An 18,605-nucleotide genomic window follows, 5' to 3' on the forward strand; every position below is an offset into this window, starting at 1 on the left:
TCCGGGTATTGCCTTCGTTTGATAAATGCTGGTGTGGCGGAATTGGTCAGACACGCACGACTCAAAATCGTGTTCCGTGAGGAGTATCGGTTCGACCCCGATCACCGGTATCAATTTGTTTACGAAAGAAAAACGAGAATGCTCGTCATATCAACGTTTTAAGTGTTCCTGCTACGGTAGGGACGCTTTTTTCGTTGCCCTAAAAACCGTCTACGAATAAGTTCAAATCTGACGCACCTGTTAATACGCAGTGGAGGTCGAAGGATCGATGAGCAGGAGAAAAAACGAGTTAAATCCACGGGAAATACGGATTATGGAAACAAAGGTGAAGACTTACGTAGAGTCGTTTGCCGCTGCATTGGATTTATTTCTAAAAGACTGTGAGGTACGTAATTTACGTCCACATACCATTCGTTACTATCAAAATGAAATCCACGCATGATTGAATCAACTAAGGGAGCAAGGGATTAACGTTGAAACGTTGTCGCCCGTACTTGTTACACAGGAACATATAAAAGAAAATGTAATTGCATATATGCGTCATCAAAAGGGTTTACGAATAGTGACGATTAATACACGATTACGAGCATTACGGGCGTTCTTTAACTACTTGCATAAGGCAAAGCACATACCTCAAAATCCATTTGAAGACATCACTTTGTTAAAAGATAGAAAGACAGTAATAGCTACATTTTCGAAGGAACAACTCAATAAACTATTTAAACAACCTGATTTAAAGACTTTTACTGGAGTACGTGATTACACGATACTAATGCTGTTACTGGAAACTGGTATACGTGCTAGCGAATTGGTAGGCATATCGATTGAGGACATTCTATGGGAAGATGATTTAATCATAATTAGACAATCTAAAAGTTATCGTCAACGACAAGTACCTATTACGAAACCTATGAGGCAACAACTGAAGAAGTATATCATTATACGAGGTAGTATTGAGACGAATGCTTTGTTTGTCACAGTCGATAGCAATCCGTTGTCTAAACGTGGCCTTCAGAATCAGATAAAGAAGTATGGAAATGAAGCTGGAATTAAAGGAGTTCGATGCAGTCCTCATACATTTCGTCATACGTTTGCCAAATTGTCGGTGCAGAACGGTGCGAACATATTTGAGTTGCAAGCAATCTTAGGACATACTTCGTTTGAGATAGTTAAGACATACGTTAACCTTTTCGGGAATGACGTAAGAGATCGGCATAGGGAATTTTCACCGTTAAGGATCTTGGATAACTTAATCAACCCTTGACTGATAAAAGTAGAAATTTACGCTATACGAATAGGATTTGTCTTCAACTTATTTTCCGCCATTGGCATATGAATATGGTGCGTAGTAACGTTCAAAAAACGAACTAGGACGTGCAGAATCAGCACAGCCCTCATTCACCGTTGAATTACGATTTTAGTAAGCCCGATAGCATTACGTCACCTTAACGGGTGGCGTTTTTTCTTGTTAAACTAACGTAAGCAGTTTAGTGCAATAAAATGCTAATGGACAAGTTTTGATTAGTTTTTTTGTTGAGGAAAATATATTTTATTCCCATAATGGGAAACTTATCTTTGAACGATAGATTAAAAACTAACGGTTAAAGGAGCAAATATTATGTTTAAAAATAAAAAAATGGCATTCGCTTTAGGGATGCTAATCATTCCATGGCTATCTGTACCCTTTCTTGGAAAAAAATCATTTTTCAGGTTTTTACCTGTAGCAAGTTTTACTAATTTAATCATAAGTGTGTTCAGTGTCATTGCTAATAAGAGAAAATGGTGGATAAATAAAAATCCTCTTTCTCCTGGTTTGGTTGATTTTACATATATATTGGGTCCTTTTTTTGTAGCCACGCTATGGATATTTAAACTGACATACGGGAATTTTTTTAAATATTTCATTACAAATGCAGTATTGGATGTTATTTGTGCTTATCCTTTTGCGGAAGTATGGGAAAAAGTAGGAGTATTTAAATTTAAAAAATCAAGTCATACTATTTGGTATTTGTTTTGTATTTCTTTAGCAGTTATTATTTATGGGTTTCAGAAAATAGTGGAAAAGTCGATAAGGGAAACAAAAGGTCCTGAAGCAAAATTATAAGGTAAAGCATCATATATACCGATATTAAAGGTTGATAATTAATGAAAAAGACAACTAAATTGGAAGCAATACTTTGGAGCGTTGCTTTTCCAGGTTTTGGACAGCTTTTAAATGGGCACCTTATTAAAGGAATTATGTTTATCGTTTTGGAATTCACCATTAATGTGAACAGTTTTTTTAACCAAGCTATTATGTTTAGTTTTCTTGGGAAAATAAAAGAAGCTGAAAGAGTGGTTGAACACCAATGGCTTATGTTTTACCCTTGTGTTTATATGTTTGCCATGTATGATGCTTATAAATTTGCGGAAGGGGAAAATCCTCGCTTATCGTTTATCCCATTTGCTTTTGGAGCCTATTTTGTAACAATAGGTCTTATGTACTCACCTAATAAGATTTTTGGCATACCATTTGGTCCAATTTGGCTTCCAATGATGTCTCTTATTCCAGGGTTAGGAATCGGATTTATCGTTCGTCATATTATGATGAAAATTGGTTGAAAACACAAAGTTATAGTGAGAGACCTTCCTAAAAGGAGGGTAGGAATCTTTTTGCCAAAATTTTGACCCGAAATTACTGTATTTTTAGTATTATCTAATACTTAAGGTGCTCCGCAACAATATTTTATGATGAGGGTAAAGATTGTGAAATAATATACTTAAACTATAGGGGGCTTTAATTGAATAAGAAAGTTAAAGACTGCTGAAAAAGTGGTCTTTTATTTTTTTTACAATTAGAACGTTTGTTCGTATATAATAATTACGAAGGAGATGACCGAAATGGCAGTACGTGATCGTGGTAAATTAAAATGGCAGCCTGCGTCCTTTTTACCGTTAGCGTTCGAGATGCAACGTGAGATGTTTAAGGATCAGGAACGACAGGCTATGCCGATATTAGATGAATATCAAGTACAGGAATTTGATGATCGGATATGTTACGCAATGGAATCTAATAGCGCAGTACAGCTAACGGTATGGGATGACGGATTTACGCATGAGATTACTGGTCGAATTCATTACGTCGACCAGATAACAAAGCAGCTTCGGGTTAAGGTAAAGTCTGGAGATTTTGAAAGAATTGCATTCGAAGATGTAGTCGGAGTGGTTGTTATCAGTTAATCAAATAAGTTCCCTTGAAATCATCTCAATAGTGTAAAATTAAGGATAAAATTAAAACACAATATGGAGGCAAATAAATGGCTGAAGAAAGAGAACATAAAAATGCTCGTCGTGTTTGGTTAGTACCAGCTAATCCAAATGAATATGACATAGCAAGTGCATTTATTCGTTATGAAACGTTAGACTGGAAACGCTCCGTTAATTATGAAAATGGAGATATTTTATTTATTTACGTTTCAGGTAAAATCCAAAAGGTTCAATATAAAGTTGAAGTAATACAAGGGCTCGTACGAACTAATGATACTTATCATAATAAAACATTTTGGGTTGATGAAAGTAAATTTGAGCAATCGAAAGAATGGAATTATACTCGTATTCGTTTAGTAGATGAGGTTGATACTACTGAATTAACACTTGCTAAATTAAGAGAATATGGTTTGAAGGGAAATATTCAAGGTCCCATGAAACTTACTGGGGAACTTAGGGATTATGTCATGTCGTTCTTTGAAAAGGATTTAACAGATGGTTATTATCCAGAAGAAGTTCCTGAAACTTTAGAAGAAGGTATGCGCAAATCTGTAATGGTCAATATATATGAACGTAATCCTATTGCTCGGAAGCGATGTATGGATCATTATGGGGTCAAATGTCAAATTTGTGATCTAAATTTTGAAGATACATTTGGAGAAGTAGGTAAAGATTTTATTCATGTTCATCACATAATACCACTACACGAAATTCAACAGGACTATATTGTAGATCCAATAAATGATCTAATCCCGGTTTGTCCGAACTGCCATGCGATGCTACATCGTAAGGAAAATGGCGTGTATTTGATGATAGGACAATTAAAAGAACGAATTATAAGTAATAGAAAACCCGTACAGATTAATAGTTTAGTTAGTTCTTAACTGCCCCGAATAATTTCTTCTTAAAGGAGATTTGATGAACCAGCCAGAACTGTAAATGCTGATAAAGTGAAACAAAAGGGCCTAGGTATATTACCGGGGCTTTTCGTTTTGTATATCGCTAAATTTTAATTGCTGTTGTAGCTTTCAGTAACGCAGATTCTTCGGTATCACCCTGTCTTTTTACGGTCCTCTTCTGTTTGTAATCGGATATAATCACCTCAAACTTACCGTCTGTTCTTTTGTACGTTAAAACTGTTATTTTTCCTCTTTGTATAATTTTACCACTCATCAACGTATCGCCTCACCCTTCTATCTTTATTAATTCGGTTGCAGTCTACTGTTACCTCTGTACAATTACGTATGTTTTGTGAATTCGTCAATCCACGCACAATAACTACCCTTTCATTACTTTTTTTCGCTATAAAATCGCTATCGCCAATAGCCTACTAAAATATCATAAGGAACTAAAAGCGTATACCAAACGGTAGGCGCATTTTTTTTATTTATTTTTAAGTTTTTCGTTACGATGGGCCGAATGGGCCGGACTGTACATATGAAGAACAACAAAAAAGAGTGGTTAAAGTTTCAGTTTCAGTAAATTGTCGTAATAGCAGTTCTCAAATTAATTTTGTTTAAGGCGTTACAAAACGGATTTTGAACCAGATTTAATGTATGAAGAACATCAAAGGAGGTTGGCTAAAGCCCCAATAAAATTAGAGCACTACTAGTAGTTCTCAAATTAATTTTGTTTAAGGCGTTACAAAAACGATTTTGAACCAGATTTAATGTATGAAGAACAACAAAGGAGGTGAGCAACGATGGTTACATCTGCAACAATCAGAATCGTTAGGGCGTATTTGAACCTAACACAAGGTGAATTAGCACAACGGATTGGTGTAAGTGCTGGTTCGGTATCATCGGTTGAGAACGGAACGAGCAGAGTTACTTCTGAATTCGCTAAGAAGTTCAAACGAGCTGTTGGAATTACGGATGCCGTGTTAATCGACATTCAATATTTGCAGACAGTGATAGCTGAATAATGGAGTCATAGAATTCAAGTTTACTATCAATATTACAAATTTAATTTATGGAGGAATATAAAATGACTAACGAACTAACAATTTTAAATTTTGGATTAAATGAAATAAGAACAGTTGCTATTGATGGGGAGGTTTGGTTTGTGGCAAAAGACGTTACCACTGTATTGGATATTAAAAATCCAAGGACTTCCCTTGCATTGCTAGATGAAGATGAAAAGGGAGTACACAGTATGGACACCCTTGGCGGAAAGCAAGAACTCACGATCATTAATGAAGCCGGTCTTTATACATTAATTTTAAAAAGTCGTAAGCCTGAAGCAAAAGCCTTCAAGCGATGGATTACCCACGAAGTAATCCCAACGATTCGCCAGCACGGTGCGTACTTCACTGATAATGTTCTAGCTAAAACGTTAGATGATCCAAATTACATGTTAGGTTTATTGACAAACTTGGCAGAAGAACGAAATAAAAGGATATTAGCCGATCACACGATAGCATTGCAAGCACCAAAAGTAGAGGCATATGATTCGTTCCTAAGTGGATTGAATACAATGACCATAACTGAGGCAGGTAAATGTTTAGGTATGAGCGGAATTAAGCTGTATGAGATTTTAAGGAGAGAAGGTATTCTTCTTAAATCTCCATACAATGCCCCTGCACAGGAATATCTAGACAAAGGTTACTTTAAGGTAATCTTAAAAAGAAATGATATGCCTTACCCCGCTAATGTCCGTCAAACAAGAGTAACAGCTGCGGGAGTTGACTTTTTATTTAAGATTTTAAATCGTTATGGATTGATTGCTTAAGGGGAAAAAACCATGATGAGATTGTCATTACGGCAGTCTCCTTTTTTTAGCAATTAATATATTAAATTCTGGAGGAAGAAATAATGAGTAAAATTGTTAAGGTGATCGATAGTATGATGGGGACGGGTAAGACCAGTTACGCCATTCAGATGATGAAGGAGGCGGAAATTAACGAAAAGTTTATTTTTGTAACACCGTTCCTTGACGAGGTCCAACGTATTAAAAAAGAAGTCCATAATAGGGACTTCAAAGAACCTGATGCCAAGCACGGATCAGGAACAAAACTGGAGTCGTTAAAAAGACTAATATCGAAGGGTGAGGACATAGTAACGACACACGCCTTATTTGCTATGGCAGACGACGAATTAATTGAATTACTAAGTTGGTCTAATTACACATTAATTATGGATGAAGTCATGTCGGTTATTTGTCAGATACCTGTTCGAAAGGGCGATATACAAATGATGCTGAATGGTGGAGCGATAGAGGTTGATGAAAGCGGCAGAGTTACTTGGAAAGAACACCCAAAGTTTGACACAACGTTTAGCATTGTTCGAGATTATGCTATTGCAGGGAACTTGTACCTAGTAAACAACATTGCATTTGTTTGGAACTTTCCGGCCAAGATTTTTAATCTGTTTGATAGGGTTTATATTATGACCTATATGTTCGACGGGCAATTGCAAAAGTATTATTACGACTTACACAATGTTCAGTACGATTATTATTTGGTTGTTAAAGAAAAAAATAGATACGAGCTGGGGCCATCATCCGATGTTCCGGAAGACCGATCGTACTTAAAGAACCTCATTCATATATATGAAGGAAATTTGAATGAAATTGGTCATATTGATAACACATTGTCAAAAAGTTGGTTTATAAATAACCACAACAAAGTAAATGTGAAGTGCTTAAAGAACAATCTGTACAATTTTTTAAGGAATATCCATAAGGCTCCTGCCGATAAGATACTTTGGACAACGTTCAAAGATTATAAGAGAAAAATAGAAGGGAACGGCTTTAGGAAAGAAGAGCCTGAAAATACCTCTAAAGTGGACGTTGGACAAGCCTGTTTTATTCCGTTTAATTTGCGTGCTACCAACAAATATAGACATAAGGACGTATTGGCATTTTGTTTAAATCGATTTATACATCCAATTGAGGAACATTTTTTTGAACAGCACAATGTTAAAGTCGATGAAGACTTATTAGCTTTATCCGATTTATTACAGTGGATATTCCGATCTGCCGTAAGAGAGGGTAAACCCGTCCATATCTATATACCAAGTCGTAGAATGCGTGAATTACTGAAGAAGTGGTTAAATAACGAAATCTAAAACAGATGATACTTTATAACCTGGGCGTTTTGCCTGGGTTTATTTTTTTGTATGCAACTAGTAATTTGTAAGGTATAAATAAAGTAACAACCGTAGATTTGCAGAATCGAAACGAAATAAGAAACAAAGAAGGAGGGCGTAAAAATGATCGTTGATTTAGCGCATCACAGGTGGCGGAAAAGATTATTGGATTCACGCAAAGAAGGAACGGTATATCAACTACTAGGTTTGGACGAGCATAGTGTTATGGACATTTTTTTTAGCTATAAAAACGGCAAGTGGTGTTTTAAGCCAGACTTATCGAAACCAGTTATAGAATTTGACGATGTAGATAAAGCAACAGAGTACATAATCTCGTTGGGTGTCGAAGAGTACGATTCACAATTCGGTATTTAGACGGTATGACTTACGGGATGTGCATCTACTAATCTAGCAAGAGGACCATGCTAAAATCGTCTGAAAACCCAGTCGTATCAAGGGTTCAAGGCGTGTTGGTCTTAAAAGAAAGTATATGACGTAATAACCTTCGCCTGACGGCTCGGTGATGTAACTAAAGCATATTAGCTTCAGTAACATCTATAAAATACTGACGGTGTAGTTTTAATAGAAGACTGCCTAAGCAGGATTCAACTGAGCGTCAGCGAAGTTTAAGACGTCTTACGATTAAATGTTAAGCCAAAAAGTAAAATTATTGTACAGGATTTTTGATTAGCATCTGATCCGACTCAGTGGCGGCTTCCATCGATTTATAGAAATACACTTGATGCAGCTTGACCGAAAATGGCGTTCCTGGAAACCTCGGGGTTTACGGATTAGCTGTTCAACAACCTTGATGTACCAAGCGTTTGGAAGGTATTTTTAATCGATTTGTAAAGTGAATTTGCTTGACAATATGACATTGAAACCGTCACTTTTCGGAAAACTTCGAGGAGGCGACTTAACTTACTTTATTACGATAAAGCGTTGTTAAAACTGGGTTTCGAGATATCTACCGTGCTTTAATACGCTGAAGGATATGACGTTAATCAATACCTACCAGAAATCCAGTGACAGTAACTAGACTAAATTGTCGTATCCCTAAATAAGAAAAGGCGACACCCTTATTGAAGTAACAGCCATAAACTTTAATTATTCGGTGTCTTTTGTTTGGGATAGTTTTTGTTTATCGGTAGTTCCAGGTGGTTGTTCTAGCCATTTGTTATCAATCAAGATGTTAACTCCATCCTTAGCATACTGAGCGACTTCTAGCGATAAGCGTTCATAATTTAGAAAAAGGTCTGTTCTTTGACTTGCCGCCGCTCCAGTTGCGTAATTTCCTGAACCAGTCGCACTTAACAATGCCATATGAGACATGGCTAATTTGTCTGAGAATGGCGGTGTAGTTGAATTTGTTATAGCAACATCTGATGAAATTGGTGGTTGTATATCATTGTCGAGTAGAGCTGCAGAAAAAATCTGCACATGCTTTTTTGAAATATCGTTACCTCTTAACATCCACTTTTGTATATTTTTTCTCGGTGATGTTTGAGCAAAACTAATAGAAAGATGACTACCTATTAGATTGGTTTGAATGTTCATATAAAGATGAGATATTTCAACTGTATTTAAAGGGCGTTGCTTACTGAAAAGAGAAAAACCACTTAAATAACTTCTGCTATCTACGTAATCAGTCTTTGTTGGGTATGCAATATACGGTGCTCTTACAAACAATCCTTTAGAAAGTGCGACATCTGAACTTCTGTCGAATAAATCGGACGTTTCTTTTAGTCCTTCCATAAAATAACCCCTTACATCTTTTCTTGCACTCATGGAAACGAGTCCACTATAAGCAAGTAACCCAACCTTTGCCATGTGGTTTATGTAAGTCAGCATAAATGAATCAGTATATAGGGGAGGAGCATTTAAATTGACATCTTCGTTAGTAAATCCTGTTGGTAATGGCAAATCTTCTTCTTCGAAAAGATGAGTTAGTTTTTCTATATGAGAAACTGTAAGGTCATATGCAAACTGTATAATAGGCCTTATATCTGAGTCTTTAACATGTACTAGAAAATATCCAAGAATGCACTTAGCCATACTATCGTTCATATAGCCAGTCCAAGTACAAGCGATTTCTGATGATGTTAGGCTAATACGGTTTTCAGTCATATTCTGAACTCCTTCAAAAATATATATTGGTATAATCTTTCCGAATAAACTTGTTTTTATGTAGCCTAAGATGACCTTGATAGTGTGGTCATCCAGTCATAAAATGCAAATAAGACGACCAATCCGCAAGTCATCCGTCCATCGAATATTTACCTACTGTAAACTACCGCTTGGAAATTTATTCGTATCTATTAAGTGCATTTTTGAATTGTACATTGTGATTTTCTAATTTTGCGTAAGATACAACGCAAAAAGCATTAACTCTTTGACGTAATCAGGTGGTTTAACGCCGAATATAACTTCTAAAAAGATTTTAATTCTTCATCTTGACCTGCTATCGGCATAAAAGGTAATTAAATATATTCGTTTAGGTATACATTTACGAACACTCCGATCACATCCGTCAAACTCGCATTCTACTGTTTGCAACATTGTTCGTAAAAGTGTAAAAAATACTTTATGAATATTCGTTTATTAACTATACATTTACGAACACCTTCGATATACTGGAAACAATTACATCAGTGATCGAGAGGAGTATGGAAATATGGATAATCGTAAATTCGGATACATTCGTGTTAGCAGTCGAGATCAGAACGAGGCACGTCAGCTGCAGTCTATGAAAGAAGTCGGCATAAGCGACAGGGACATTTTTATCGATAAGCAGAGTGGGAAAGATTTCAAACGGGAACAGTATCAGTCTTTAAAGCATCATTTAAGAGCTGGTGATGTATTATACATTCATTCGTTAGACCGATTTGGACGTAACAAGGAAGAAATTTTACATGAATGGACAGACATTACTAAGAACAAGAAAGCGGATATCGTTGTTTTGGATATGCCTTTACTAGACACTACCAAGTTCCAGGATAGCCTAGGAACGTTTATTTCCGACCTTGTACTACAGATACTTTCGTGGTTAGCTGAAGACGAAAGAGAACGGATCAGGAAGCGTCAAAGAGAAGGGATTAATGTAGCTCAAAAAGATGGTATACGCTTTGGCCGACCTAAAGCTGAAATAACTGATGAATTCATTATGGTCTATAATGAGTGGAAAGAAGAGAGTATTACTGCAACAGAAGCAATGAAAAGAGCGGACATGAAGCGAACAACATTTTATAAATTAGTTAAGGAATACGAGGAGCAACGGGCGAGCCTATAGATGGTTCGCTTTTTGTTTGTTTATTACGTTCAATACAGGGGCTACCCTATCACAAAATCAAGCACATATAATAATGCTGTATGCCTCGTGTAACGTAGACATGGAAACGAAAAATCTGAATCTAAAACTCTTAATCATGCAAAAGGAACAATAAAAATGTACTGATTAACTATAGAACTTGTCCATATCAAATAGAATGTTTTTTGCATTTACTAAATTTATAAGTATATTTCTATTTGAAAGGAATGAAATAGTGAAAAAAACAATTTTTGATTATATAGTAATTGGTGCCGGAACGGCTGGAGGTGTAATTGCCAAAAAATTAACTGATGACAAAAGGACCTCTGTGCTTGTTCTTGAAGCGGGAACGAATATCCCTAATCCTAGTCCATCTATTGAGGAAGCAAACGCTTTAGCAAATGATAATAAACTCTCCTTTAACGCTCTTTCTCAAATAGAGGAGAATATAGGTCGTCAGCTTAAATTATGGAGTGGAAGAGTAATTGGTGGAAGTTCACAACATAACTTCATGGGTGCAGTACGAGGAAGTCGTAACCTTTATGATGAGTGGGCAAGTCTTGTAGGAAATCAATGGAGTTATGATAATATTCGTTCCTTATTTAAACAAAATGAAACCTACACAGGAAATACGCAAAGCCCAAACGAACGTGGAAAAGATGGTCCAATTTTCGTTAGGCAACAAGTTATTCCGAATGATGGCCTTATCTATAATTTAGCTAAAGCAACGTCTGATGTGCTAGATATTCCAATTGTCGAAGATTATAATACAGGAATAAGAGATTGTACATTTTTCAAATTTCAACTTACCCAACAAAAGGTTGATGGAACATTTGTCCGTTCATCTACTGCAACAGGATATTTAAATGCAAATATTGTCACACAAGGAAATGAGTTTGACCCTGATGAGTTTGGGATTGGTCGGAGAAAGTTAGTCATTTTAGCAAAAACGACCGTAAATAAAATACTATTTAAACAAAAGGAAAGGGATACCATTGCTGTTGGGGTTGAATATGTAAGAGACGGCATTACACAAAATTCATATGCTCGGAAAGGAATCATTGTCTCTGCAGGTAATTTCTCATCCGTTATTTTACAACGTTCAGGAATTGGTAGATCGATCGACTTGACTAAAGCGGGTATATCTACATTGGTAGAGAGTCCGAATGTTGGTCATAATTTTCAAACTCAATATTATGCTGGGATGGGTATAGAAGTAGAAACTGGCCGACTCCTCCAAGTCTTGTCTTCTGACCCAAATGAGCCAATCGCACTAGGTGCTTTTAATAAGGAAAGAGGGCCAGGACGTCGACTTCAATATTTAGGTGTTCCAATTCCCTTGTTTGTACCAATTCAAGATGTATTTATAAATAATTGGCAATTTAACCCATCAAAACCAAGCAATATTATGAGTATTGCGATTACCGACCTAAACCCTAATAGTAAAGGAAAGATAACGGTCGCACATAGTGATCCAGAAGCTTATCCTTCTATTAAGTTTAATCCATTAGAAAATCCTGATGATTTAAATTTTATGGTAGACCAATATATTGAGACTTTTAAAATTATAATGAAGGCTCGTGAATTAGATCCTGAAGGTATTTATAAAGTTGTTTACCCTGCCGAAAGTATATTTCATTTAACTAATGAGGAAGAAAAAAGAAGCCTGCTTGCTGATTATGTCAAGGCATCTTATACGAATCTAGCTCATTTTGGGGGACAATGTAAAATGGGTAGAAGCATTCAAGAAGGAGTAGTAGATGGTTTCCTAAATGTTTTTGGTACTAAAAATCTAAAAGTGGCTGATCTTTCTATTGCTCCTGTTTTACCAGATGGTAATCCTTCCTTGGCTGTTCAGATGATTGGATTAAATGCAGTACGATTTATTCTGGATTTTGAAAATGACCACCACCATGAAAGTAGTAGCGATGAAAGCAGCAGCTAATATTTGAACTACACGGAAAGATCGTTTCTACTTTTTAGAGCGGTCTTTCATTTTGGACAAGGGTGCCACCCCATCACAAACAAAGCCCCCATGCCATATCGCCACTTGCCTCACGTAACGCACACATGGAGACGAAAACTCCGAATCCCGAAAGTTCAGGAACATAAAAGTAACCCCTATAATTGGACAGACTGACTCCATAATTTGTCCCTTTCAATTAGATTACCTTTTGCATTTACTATAAAGATTGAAGACTATTTTTTTCGAAAGGATGTGGTTTTTATAGCGACTCTACGTACGGGACCTTTTCTTATTCCTATCTTTACCCATCATCCACCTAGTCCCTGCAATATCGTGATCGTGACGCTAAGTAACCAGACAAATCGGACTCTCACAGCCACAGTACGAATCGACCAAGTTATTTTTCCACCGGGTCCGGCTGCTCCTCCGTCTCCTATATTGGTGCTGGCTCCACCATCTCCCTTCAGGTTAACTCCGAACACAGCTGCGGGGTTTGCTGTACCGGTATTCACTCCTATTCCGATCACAGACACCACTGCCACAGTAGCAGGCGACCCACGTACTTTGATCGTAACTGTTAGCGGAGATGTTGAAGAATCAGGTGATCTCATTGAAGTCAGCGTCAAAGGCGGTTTCTCATCGGATGGCAGTTCACTGGATGTCTCAGAACCGACAATGTTCTTCCGTCATGAAGACTTTGTTGTAGTACATGACGATCACCATCATCACCACCATGATGAAAGCAGCAGCTAACATTTGAATAAGCAGGTTAGACCGTTTCTAGCGTACAGAGCGGTCTTTTTTTGGGGGACAAGGAGGGCTACCCTATCACGAACAAAGCCCGGATGCCATATCGAACTATGCCTAGTGTAACGTACATATGCAGGTCAAATCTCGAATCCTTGACGAGATGGACAGGAAAGATACCCCTGTTTCCATAAAATCAGTCGGCTGAAATAGCCAAATCGATAAAAAAAATTTTTTCGGAATCAGAAATCTCGGGGGTGGTGTTAAACAAACGAGGTAGTTTAATCATATAAGTAATACTGTTATCACGCTGATAATATCAGATTAAATGCTAAAAAAATAGTACACTGGATTGATAATTTAATGTAGATAGAAAAGTAGAAAGTCGATTACTTAACTAAGGAAATCGGCTTTTTTATATCGTTGTCCTCCTCACAAAAGGCAGATATTATACGAGCATTGTGAAATAATGTACTTAAACTAATGGAGCAGTTTAGTGGAAGAATGATTTTTTTTAAAATTAAAATGCCCGACCGATTGGGAAGGGCATTTAATTTATTTTTCTTTTGCAATTTCTGTTCTATTAGGTGCAAGTGGAGGTTGTTCTAACCATTTATTTTGCACCATAATATTAAACCACTTTTTAGTAAGCATAAGATTTTGTAGAATGGTGCTTTCGTAAGTAGATACAAGGTCTGTTCGCATTGCAGATGCTAAACCTACCCCGTGATACGCTTGTGCAGCTTGGAATAAGAAACCAGTATGATACAACATTAACTTATCGGAAAAAGGAGAGTCTGTTGAAGTTGTAACTTCAGTCTCCCACGACTTAGGAACTGGTAAATTATCCGTTTGCATAATTTTTGAAAAATCTTTTATTTGTTGATTAGCTATTTTTTCAGCATACTCGAAAAATTTTCTTCCTTCTTTTGTTTGTGTGACTTGACTAAATGCAATTGCAAGAGTTTTTGCCATAATACTTTTCTTTAGGTTGAAAGAAATACTTATGATTTCTGTCGCTGCTAACGTTCTACCCTTTCCGAAAAATCCATCTGTGAAATCTTGGCTGGAAACATATTCAGGGTTTTCAGCAGGATAAAATAAAGGGTCTCTCTGAAAACTTCCTTTTTCAAGCAATAAATCAATTGTTTGATGATACATCCTTTTCCCATCGTTATCGCACGAGTCGTAAAAAAACCTTAAGTCCTCTCTGACAGAAACAGCAAATGAAGTGGAGTGTCCTAGCAAACCGTGTAAAGTCATAATGTGTAAATAATTTAAGCAAAAAATATCAGTGAACAATCTCGGTTTACCTTTAAAAAGGTCGGATTCCGTAAATCCAATGGGAATAGGAAATTTCTCGTTCTCCAAAAAAGCAACCATTTGTTGCTTTTGCTTTTCGAAAGTCTTGATAGCATCCTTAAAAATTGCTTTTATTGACTCGTCCTCAATAATAGAAATCATATATCTATTTACAATATCAACAGCTGTTCCATTTACATACTCTCCCCACAAAGTTCCTATTTCGGAAGATGTGAGTTTTAATTTATCCTTTTCCATTCTGCCACCTCTTGGATATTATTTACCAATTTACCAAGAGATATGAATTTCTGATTTATAAAAAGATGACCAGTTTTAAGATTAGATGTAAAGTTTAATTTAGAATAATTAGCCGATTTTTCACTTGCGATTTTTCCAAGAATAATTTTACTTTACTTAAAATAATTTAAAGATTGTGAAGAATTACACTTAAACAAACGGGTGCTTTAGTTTAACAACAACAACAAAGAGAGGAACGCTAACATGGGGGAAGAAAAGCTATCGGAAGCATTTTTATGCCTTCTTTATGGAGGAGAGAAAACAATGGTAAATTAGAAGTGTTAACTTGGCTTAAGCAATTTTTAATTCATGGGAGGTGTGAAAATAAACTTATGCGAGGTAACTTACAAAAGTATCTAAACCATTTACACCCCCATATGTCAATTACTACTTTTATACAATTAAAAAAGCCCGTCAAAATGACGAGCCCGTTTTTATTATCTAGGAATCCTAGAAACAAAAGACATGGTTTTTACCAGCTTCGTTCTAGCAGAATCCGAATACTGTTTCGAAACGTGTTTTCCATAGTAATAGTAAGAATCTCTTGCTTGATAAACCCACGTCTTATAATACTTCGTGGTAGGAGGCTTTAAGAAAGTATTGTAAGTGGCGGAACCTGCTCCGGCTGCCCAAGGATTTTTGCTGATCATAGCAGGGATAACAGCGGCTCCAAATTGGTAAACCCACTCCGCCATTGTATCAATTACAGCAGATGTACCAGTAAAAGAATCGATTAACGTGTATCCCATTTCTGATTCGCCAATGGCAATGTAGCTAGGCCCATCACCAGGATTGGTTACCTCTGTCATCGTACCTTCATTATATGTAGTTTGTGAATCAACTTCCCCAGTAACTACATCGTACTCTGTTACAACAACGGAATTATCAACACCAGGTTCTTCATTCGTCGTTACATCCATAAGTGCGGCATCTTGTTCTGTAACAGGTTCGGTTGTGGTGGTTACCGTTGGCTCTTCCGGCGGTTGTGTAATACTTGGCCCTGTTGTTGCTGCATACGTGCTAAAAGGCACAGCTACCAAGGAAACACACAAAGCGCACGACATGACAAGATTCTTGATTTTCACTTTCCTCATTCCCCCTATTTTGTTTATTTATGTAAAATATTGTTACTTCTGTAGTATATCTCTATTTTCAAAATATTGCTATAATAACAGTAGAGAATATACAAAATAGGAGAAATATAACAGACCTAGGAGGAAAGCCTTATGAATACAACCAAAAAACTATTTACGATATTCGCTATTATTTCAATAGTCGTTCTTATGTTAAATTCGGCAGGACCATTTGAAGGACAATTTAGAGTGATTGGCTTTATCTTATTTACACTGCTTTGCTTAGGGATAGGTATTGAAAGCAGGAAATCTACATGGAAAGTAATTACTATTACTGTGTTTTGGATTGTATTTGGCCTTGTTCAAATGGTTTAATGAGACCTTTATATAGATGGCCCAGATACAACACCCGAAATGGAGGAGGTTGTTCTCCAGGGACCTCATTGAAGCCCAAGCACCCGTCCCGGGGCTCCCTGTTCCAGGGTTTTGTTGATATAAATATGAGATTGTGAAGGATTGTACTTAAACTACTATGAAAATTTACTTCTGTAACATCGGAAAAAAGGCAATACTTAAGAAGAAGCAGCTCATTCATTTTTTAAAAAAGGAAGAGAGCTACAGTTTATTGATCTATTGTTAAAATGAGTTGGATTAGGATGCTTCTGGTTCTTTAATTGATACGATATAACCAAAACTTTCAAGTCTTCTTAAGGAATGTCGAACAATAGATTGCTGTCTTTGTTTATCGAAGTAGTCTTCGCCTAAATCTACATACATTTCTTTACGGGTTAATAGATAATAAGCGATTCTTAACATCGCATGGGCTACTACTATTCCAGCTTTTTTCTTCCCTTTTCGTGATGCTGTAAGCCTATACAGTGCTCCGAGATAGTTTTTTGATGCTTTAACTGAATGAGCTGCTTCTATTAATGAAGATTTTAAATATTTATTTCCTTTTTTGGTTTTAGAAGATTTCCTTTTTCCGGCACTTTCGTTATGACCAGGAACTAGGCCCGCCCACGAACACATATGAGCTGCAGATGGAAATTGTTCTTTAATATTGTTTCCTAATTCAGCCATCATTTGTTCCGCCATTCGTGTAGCGATACCAGGGATGGAATCAAGTCGTTCTACATCTTCTTGATAAGAACTTAATCTTTGGGCTACTTCTTGATCCAACATTTCAATTTGCTCGGTAAGGAAATCAATGTGTTTTAAAATGGTTTTTAACATCAGACGTTGATGAGGATTAATATAACCATTAAGAGCCAGCTCAAGTTCTTCTTTCTTCTTTTTCAGTGTACGTCTAGCTAAGTTTGCTAGTTTCTCAGGATCATCTTCACCATCTGCGATTGAATTAAGCATATCTTTTGCTGAAACCCCCATAATGTCAGAAACAACCGATCCTAGTTTGATGTTAGCACCTTCCAACACCTTTTGGATTCGATTGATTTGTCTTGCCCGTTCTTCAATAATACTCCGACGATAACGCACAAGTTCTCGTAACTCTCGTTGGTTTCGGTTTGGAATATAACTGGGTTTTAGTAGTCCGTGCCGAAGAAGCTGAGCAATCCACTCTGCATCCTTAACGTCGGTCTTGCGACCAGGGAGTGCCTTCATATGCTGGGCATTCACTACTAAAAACTCAATTCCTTTAGCTTCAAGTAGGTTAACGATGGGTTTCCAATATACACTTGTGCTTTCCATAGCCACATGGGTACATTTATGTTCCTTAATCCAATCAATTAATTGTAGTAAAAATACTGTTTTAGTCGAAAAAGTTTTAATCTCCTTTCCTTCAGTTGTCATAATACATGCAGTAATATTGTCCTTATGGACATCCATTCCACATGCTCTTTCAATGATTACATCCATTGAAATTTTCCTTTCCACGGCTACTATTTTTAGAGGCTGGTGCAACAACCAGAATAGGATTAATCTACTATGAGTGCTTCCCGTAAGGGAGCGACAGTCTGTGGTGCACCGTGGTCGTTGGAGTCAGACTAACGGATGGGCTCTAACGCACCATAGTTCATCGACCTTCCTCTCCCAGCCGTAGAATCAGTATTGACGGTTCTAATATATTTTCATTCTCTGTGGTGTAGCGATGATTTTTCCGCTGCATGGATGGCTATCGGGTGCTTTACTTTAACTAACGATGATCGTCAAAGACGGTCATTTTTTGCTAGTTTACTCTTATCAAAAGCTAAGAAAAGCTATGACACGAATCGGGAAACGTGTTTTATCCACCAGTGAGTGATTGACTCATATTTATGCCATGAGGCAGGTAAGACAATAGTACATAGACAAAACGTTAGATTACGTAGTCAAACGTATGATAACCGCAATAGGAACGTATATAGAATGAATCAATAGCGTAATGGGGGTACCGGATCACAAATGAGAAGGGTGTGCAATATTAACATGTGCCTGGTTATAGACGAACATGGACGTGGAATCTCGAACGTTGACGAGTTTCAAACTGCTTAATTCAATCGATTCAATTGAGGGTAGCGTTATAGTAAAGGAAGGAATTTTACTTAAAGATATAGAAAATAAAATAAGTATGTATTTATATT

At 36.8% G+C, this 18,605-nt stretch carries 18 protein-coding genes, 1 tRNA gene and 1 pseudogene; 14 read left to right on the plus strand and 6 right to left on the minus strand.

Annotation, left to right across the window (positions count from 1 at the left end):
* The first annotated feature begins 27 nt into the window (after positions 1 to 27).
* The 6 genes and pseudogenes from J7E66_RS17855 to J7E66_RS17880 all read left to right on the plus strand — a co-directional run bounded on the left by J7E66_RS17855 (position 28) and on the right by J7E66_RS17880 (position 4,130).
* Positions 28 to 110: transfer RNA gene (locus J7E66_RS17855), tRNA-Leu, on the plus strand.
* Between the two features lie 158 nt (positions 111 to 268).
* Positions 269 to 1,264 (plus strand): annotated as a pseudogene (locus J7E66_RS17860) (tyrosine-type recombinase/integrase).
* Between the two features lie 354 nt (positions 1,265 to 1,618).
* Complete coding sequence (locus J7E66_RS17865; RefSeq protein ID WP_251032988.1) at positions 1,619 to 2,104, plus strand: hypothetical protein; 486 nt, start codon at positions 1,619 to 1,621, stop codon at positions 2,102 to 2,104.
* A 41-nt stretch (positions 2,105 to 2,145) separates the two neighbouring features.
* On the plus strand, positions 2,146 to 2,601 hold the full coding sequence (locus J7E66_RS17870; RefSeq protein WP_215002291.1) for a hypothetical protein: 456 nt from the start codon (positions 2,146 to 2,148) through the stop codon (positions 2,599 to 2,601).
* Between the two features lie 279 nt (positions 2,602 to 2,880).
* Positions 2,881 to 3,219: a YolD-like family protein gene (locus J7E66_RS17875; RefSeq protein WP_215002293.1), complete on the plus strand. Its 339-nt coding sequence runs from the start codon at positions 2,881 to 2,883 to the stop codon at positions 3,217 to 3,219.
* 77 nt (positions 3,220 to 3,296) lie between these two features.
* A complete protein-coding gene (locus J7E66_RS17880; RefSeq protein ID WP_215002295.1) occupies positions 3,297 to 4,130 on the plus strand; it encodes an HNH endonuclease in 834 nt (277 codons plus the stop codon).
* A 118-nt stretch (positions 4,131 to 4,248) separates the two neighbouring features.
* Here the strand turns inward: J7E66_RS17880 and J7E66_RS17885 are convergent, their stop codons facing one another.
* Positions 4,249 to 4,419: a hypothetical protein gene (locus J7E66_RS17885; RefSeq protein WP_215002298.1), complete on the minus strand. Its 171-nt coding sequence runs from the start codon at positions 4,417 to 4,419 to the stop codon at positions 4,249 to 4,251.
* Between the two features lie 529 nt (positions 4,420 to 4,948).
* Between J7E66_RS17885 and J7E66_RS17890 the strand changes: the two genes are divergently transcribed.
* From J7E66_RS17890 to J7E66_RS17905, 4 genes are all read left to right on the plus strand, one after another.
* Positions 4,949 to 5,170 carry a helix-turn-helix transcriptional regulator gene (locus J7E66_RS17890; RefSeq protein ID WP_215002300.1) on the plus strand — a complete coding sequence of 74 codons (222 nt, stop codon included), beginning with the start codon at positions 4,949 to 4,951 and terminating at the stop codon, positions 5,168 to 5,170.
* 62 nt (positions 5,171 to 5,232) lie between these two features.
* The gene (locus tag J7E66_RS17895; RefSeq protein WP_215002302.1) at positions 5,233 to 5,976 is read left to right on the plus strand and encodes a phage antirepressor; all 744 of its coding nucleotides are present in this window, start codon (positions 5,233 to 5,235) and stop codon (positions 5,974 to 5,976) included.
* 83 nt (positions 5,977 to 6,059) lie between these two features.
* On the plus strand, positions 6,060 to 7,313 hold the full coding sequence (locus J7E66_RS17900) for a DEAD/DEAH box helicase family protein (RefSeq protein ID WP_215002304.1): 1,254 nt from the start codon (positions 6,060 to 6,062) through the stop codon (positions 7,311 to 7,313).
* A gap of 144 nt (positions 7,314 to 7,457) precedes the next feature.
* Positions 7,458 to 7,709, plus strand: coding sequence for a hypothetical protein (locus J7E66_RS17905; RefSeq protein WP_215002306.1), 252 nt, complete (start codon positions 7,458 to 7,460; stop codon positions 7,707 to 7,709).
* 732 nt (positions 7,710 to 8,441) lie between these two features.
* Here J7E66_RS17905 and J7E66_RS17910 read toward each other — a convergent pair.
* Positions 8,442 to 9,461 (minus strand): DUF3231 family protein, encoded by a 1,020-nt coding sequence (locus tag J7E66_RS17910; protein ID WP_215002308.1) that lies wholly within the window; start codon positions 9,459 to 9,461, stop codon positions 8,442 to 8,444.
* 547 nt (positions 9,462 to 10,008) lie between these two features.
* On the opposite strand from J7E66_RS17910, the gene J7E66_RS17915 reads away from it, so the two are divergent.
* Entirely contained in the window at positions 10,009 to 10,623 is a 615-nt protein-coding gene (locus J7E66_RS17915; protein WP_215002310.1) for a recombinase family protein, read from the plus strand.
* Positions 10,624 to 10,873: 250 nt separating this feature from the next.
* A complete protein-coding gene (locus tag J7E66_RS17920; protein ID WP_308160465.1) occupies positions 10,874 to 12,586 on the plus strand; it encodes a GMC family oxidoreductase in 1,713 nt (570 codons plus the stop codon).
* Positions 12,587 to 12,915: 329 nt separating this feature from the next.
* Here the strand turns inward: J7E66_RS17920 and J7E66_RS17925 are convergent, their stop codons facing one another.
* Complete coding sequence (locus J7E66_RS17925; protein WP_215002312.1) at positions 12,916 to 13,149, minus strand: hypothetical protein; 234 nt, start codon at positions 13,147 to 13,149, stop codon at positions 12,916 to 12,918.
* A gap of 22 nt (positions 13,150 to 13,171) precedes the next feature.
* Here J7E66_RS17925 and J7E66_RS17930 point away from each other — a divergent pair, with 22 nt between their 5' ends.
* The gene (locus J7E66_RS17930; RefSeq protein ID WP_215002314.1) at positions 13,172 to 13,360 is read left to right on the plus strand and encodes a hypothetical protein; all 189 of its coding nucleotides are present in this window, start codon (positions 13,172 to 13,174) and stop codon (positions 13,358 to 13,360) included.
* Between the two features lie 549 nt (positions 13,361 to 13,909).
* Here J7E66_RS17930 and J7E66_RS17935 read toward each other — a convergent pair.
* Together J7E66_RS17935 and J7E66_RS17940 are read right to left on the minus strand one after the other, a co-directional pair.
* Positions 13,910 to 14,914: a DUF3231 family protein gene (locus J7E66_RS17935; protein ID WP_215002316.1), complete on the minus strand. Its 1,005-nt coding sequence runs from the start codon at positions 14,912 to 14,914 to the stop codon at positions 13,910 to 13,912.
* Between the two features lie 476 nt (positions 14,915 to 15,390).
* On the minus strand, positions 15,391 to 16,038 hold the full coding sequence (locus tag J7E66_RS17940) for a hypothetical protein (protein ID WP_215002318.1): 648 nt from the start codon (positions 16,036 to 16,038) through the stop codon (positions 15,391 to 15,393).
* Between the two features lie 141 nt (positions 16,039 to 16,179).
* On the opposite strand from J7E66_RS17940, the gene J7E66_RS17945 reads away from it, so the two are divergent.
* On the plus strand, positions 16,180 to 16,401 hold the full coding sequence (locus J7E66_RS17945) for a hypothetical protein (RefSeq protein WP_215002320.1): 222 nt from the start codon (positions 16,180 to 16,182) through the stop codon (positions 16,399 to 16,401).
* Positions 16,402 to 16,677: 276 nt separating this feature from the next.
* On the opposite strand, the gene J7E66_RS17950 is transcribed toward J7E66_RS17945, so the two are convergent.
* Complete coding sequence (locus J7E66_RS17950; protein WP_215002322.1) at positions 16,678 to 17,901, minus strand: IS110 family RNA-guided transposase; 1,224 nt, start codon at positions 17,899 to 17,901, stop codon at positions 16,678 to 16,680.
* Positions 17,902 to 18,605: the final 704 nt, after the last annotated feature.

It is taken from the genome of Bacillus sp. ISL-7 (assembly GCF_018613065.1).

What these genes read in the sequence shown, in the direction of transcription:
- J7E66_RS17935 (WP_215002316.1), bottom strand. Translation starts at nt 14,914, where the DNA reads ATGGAAAAGGATAAATTAAAACTCACATCTTCCGAAATAGGAACTTTG.
- J7E66_RS17895 (WP_215002302.1), top strand. Translation starts at nt 5,233, where the DNA reads ATGACTAACGAACTAACAATTTTAAATTTTGGATTAAATGAAATAAGA.
- J7E66_RS17915 (WP_215002310.1), top strand. Translation starts at nt 10,009, where the DNA reads ATGGATAATCGTAAATTCGGATACATTCGTGTTAGCAGTCGAGATCAG.
- J7E66_RS17890 (WP_215002300.1), top strand. Translation starts at nt 4,949, where the DNA reads ATGGTTACATCTGCAACAATCAGAATCGTTAGGGCGTATTTGAACCTA.
- J7E66_RS17885 (WP_215002298.1), bottom strand. Translation starts at nt 4,419, where the DNA reads ATGAGTGGTAAAATTATACAAAGAGGAAAAATAACAGTTTTAACGTAC.
- J7E66_RS17945 (WP_215002320.1), top strand. Translation starts at nt 16,180, where the DNA reads ATGAATACAACCAAAAAACTATTTACGATATTCGCTATTATTTCAATA.
- J7E66_RS17880 (WP_215002295.1), top strand. Translation starts at nt 3,297, where the DNA reads ATGGCTGAAGAAAGAGAACATAAAAATGCTCGTCGTGTTTGGTTAGTA.
- J7E66_RS17875 (WP_215002293.1), top strand. Translation starts at nt 2,881, where the DNA reads ATGGCAGTACGTGATCGTGGTAAATTAAAATGGCAGCCTGCGTCCTTT.
- J7E66_RS17950 (WP_215002322.1), bottom strand. Translation starts at nt 17,901, where the DNA reads ATGGATGTAATCATTGAAAGAGCATGTGGAATGGATGTCCATAAGGAC.
- J7E66_RS17870 (WP_215002291.1), top strand. Translation starts at nt 2,146, where the DNA reads ATGAAAAAGACAACTAAATTGGAAGCAATACTTTGGAGCGTTGCTTTT.
- J7E66_RS17910 (WP_215002308.1), bottom strand. Translation starts at nt 9,461, where the DNA reads ATGACTGAAAACCGTATTAGCCTAACATCATCAGAAATCGCTTGTACT.
- J7E66_RS17905 (WP_215002306.1), top strand. Translation starts at nt 7,458, where the DNA reads ATGATCGTTGATTTAGCGCATCACAGGTGGCGGAAAAGATTATTGGAT.
- J7E66_RS17900 (WP_215002304.1), top strand. Translation starts at nt 6,060, where the DNA reads ATGAGTAAAATTGTTAAGGTGATCGATAGTATGATGGGGACGGGTAAG.
- J7E66_RS17865 (WP_251032988.1), top strand. Translation starts at nt 1,619, where the DNA reads ATGTTTAAAAATAAAAAAATGGCATTCGCTTTAGGGATGCTAATCATT.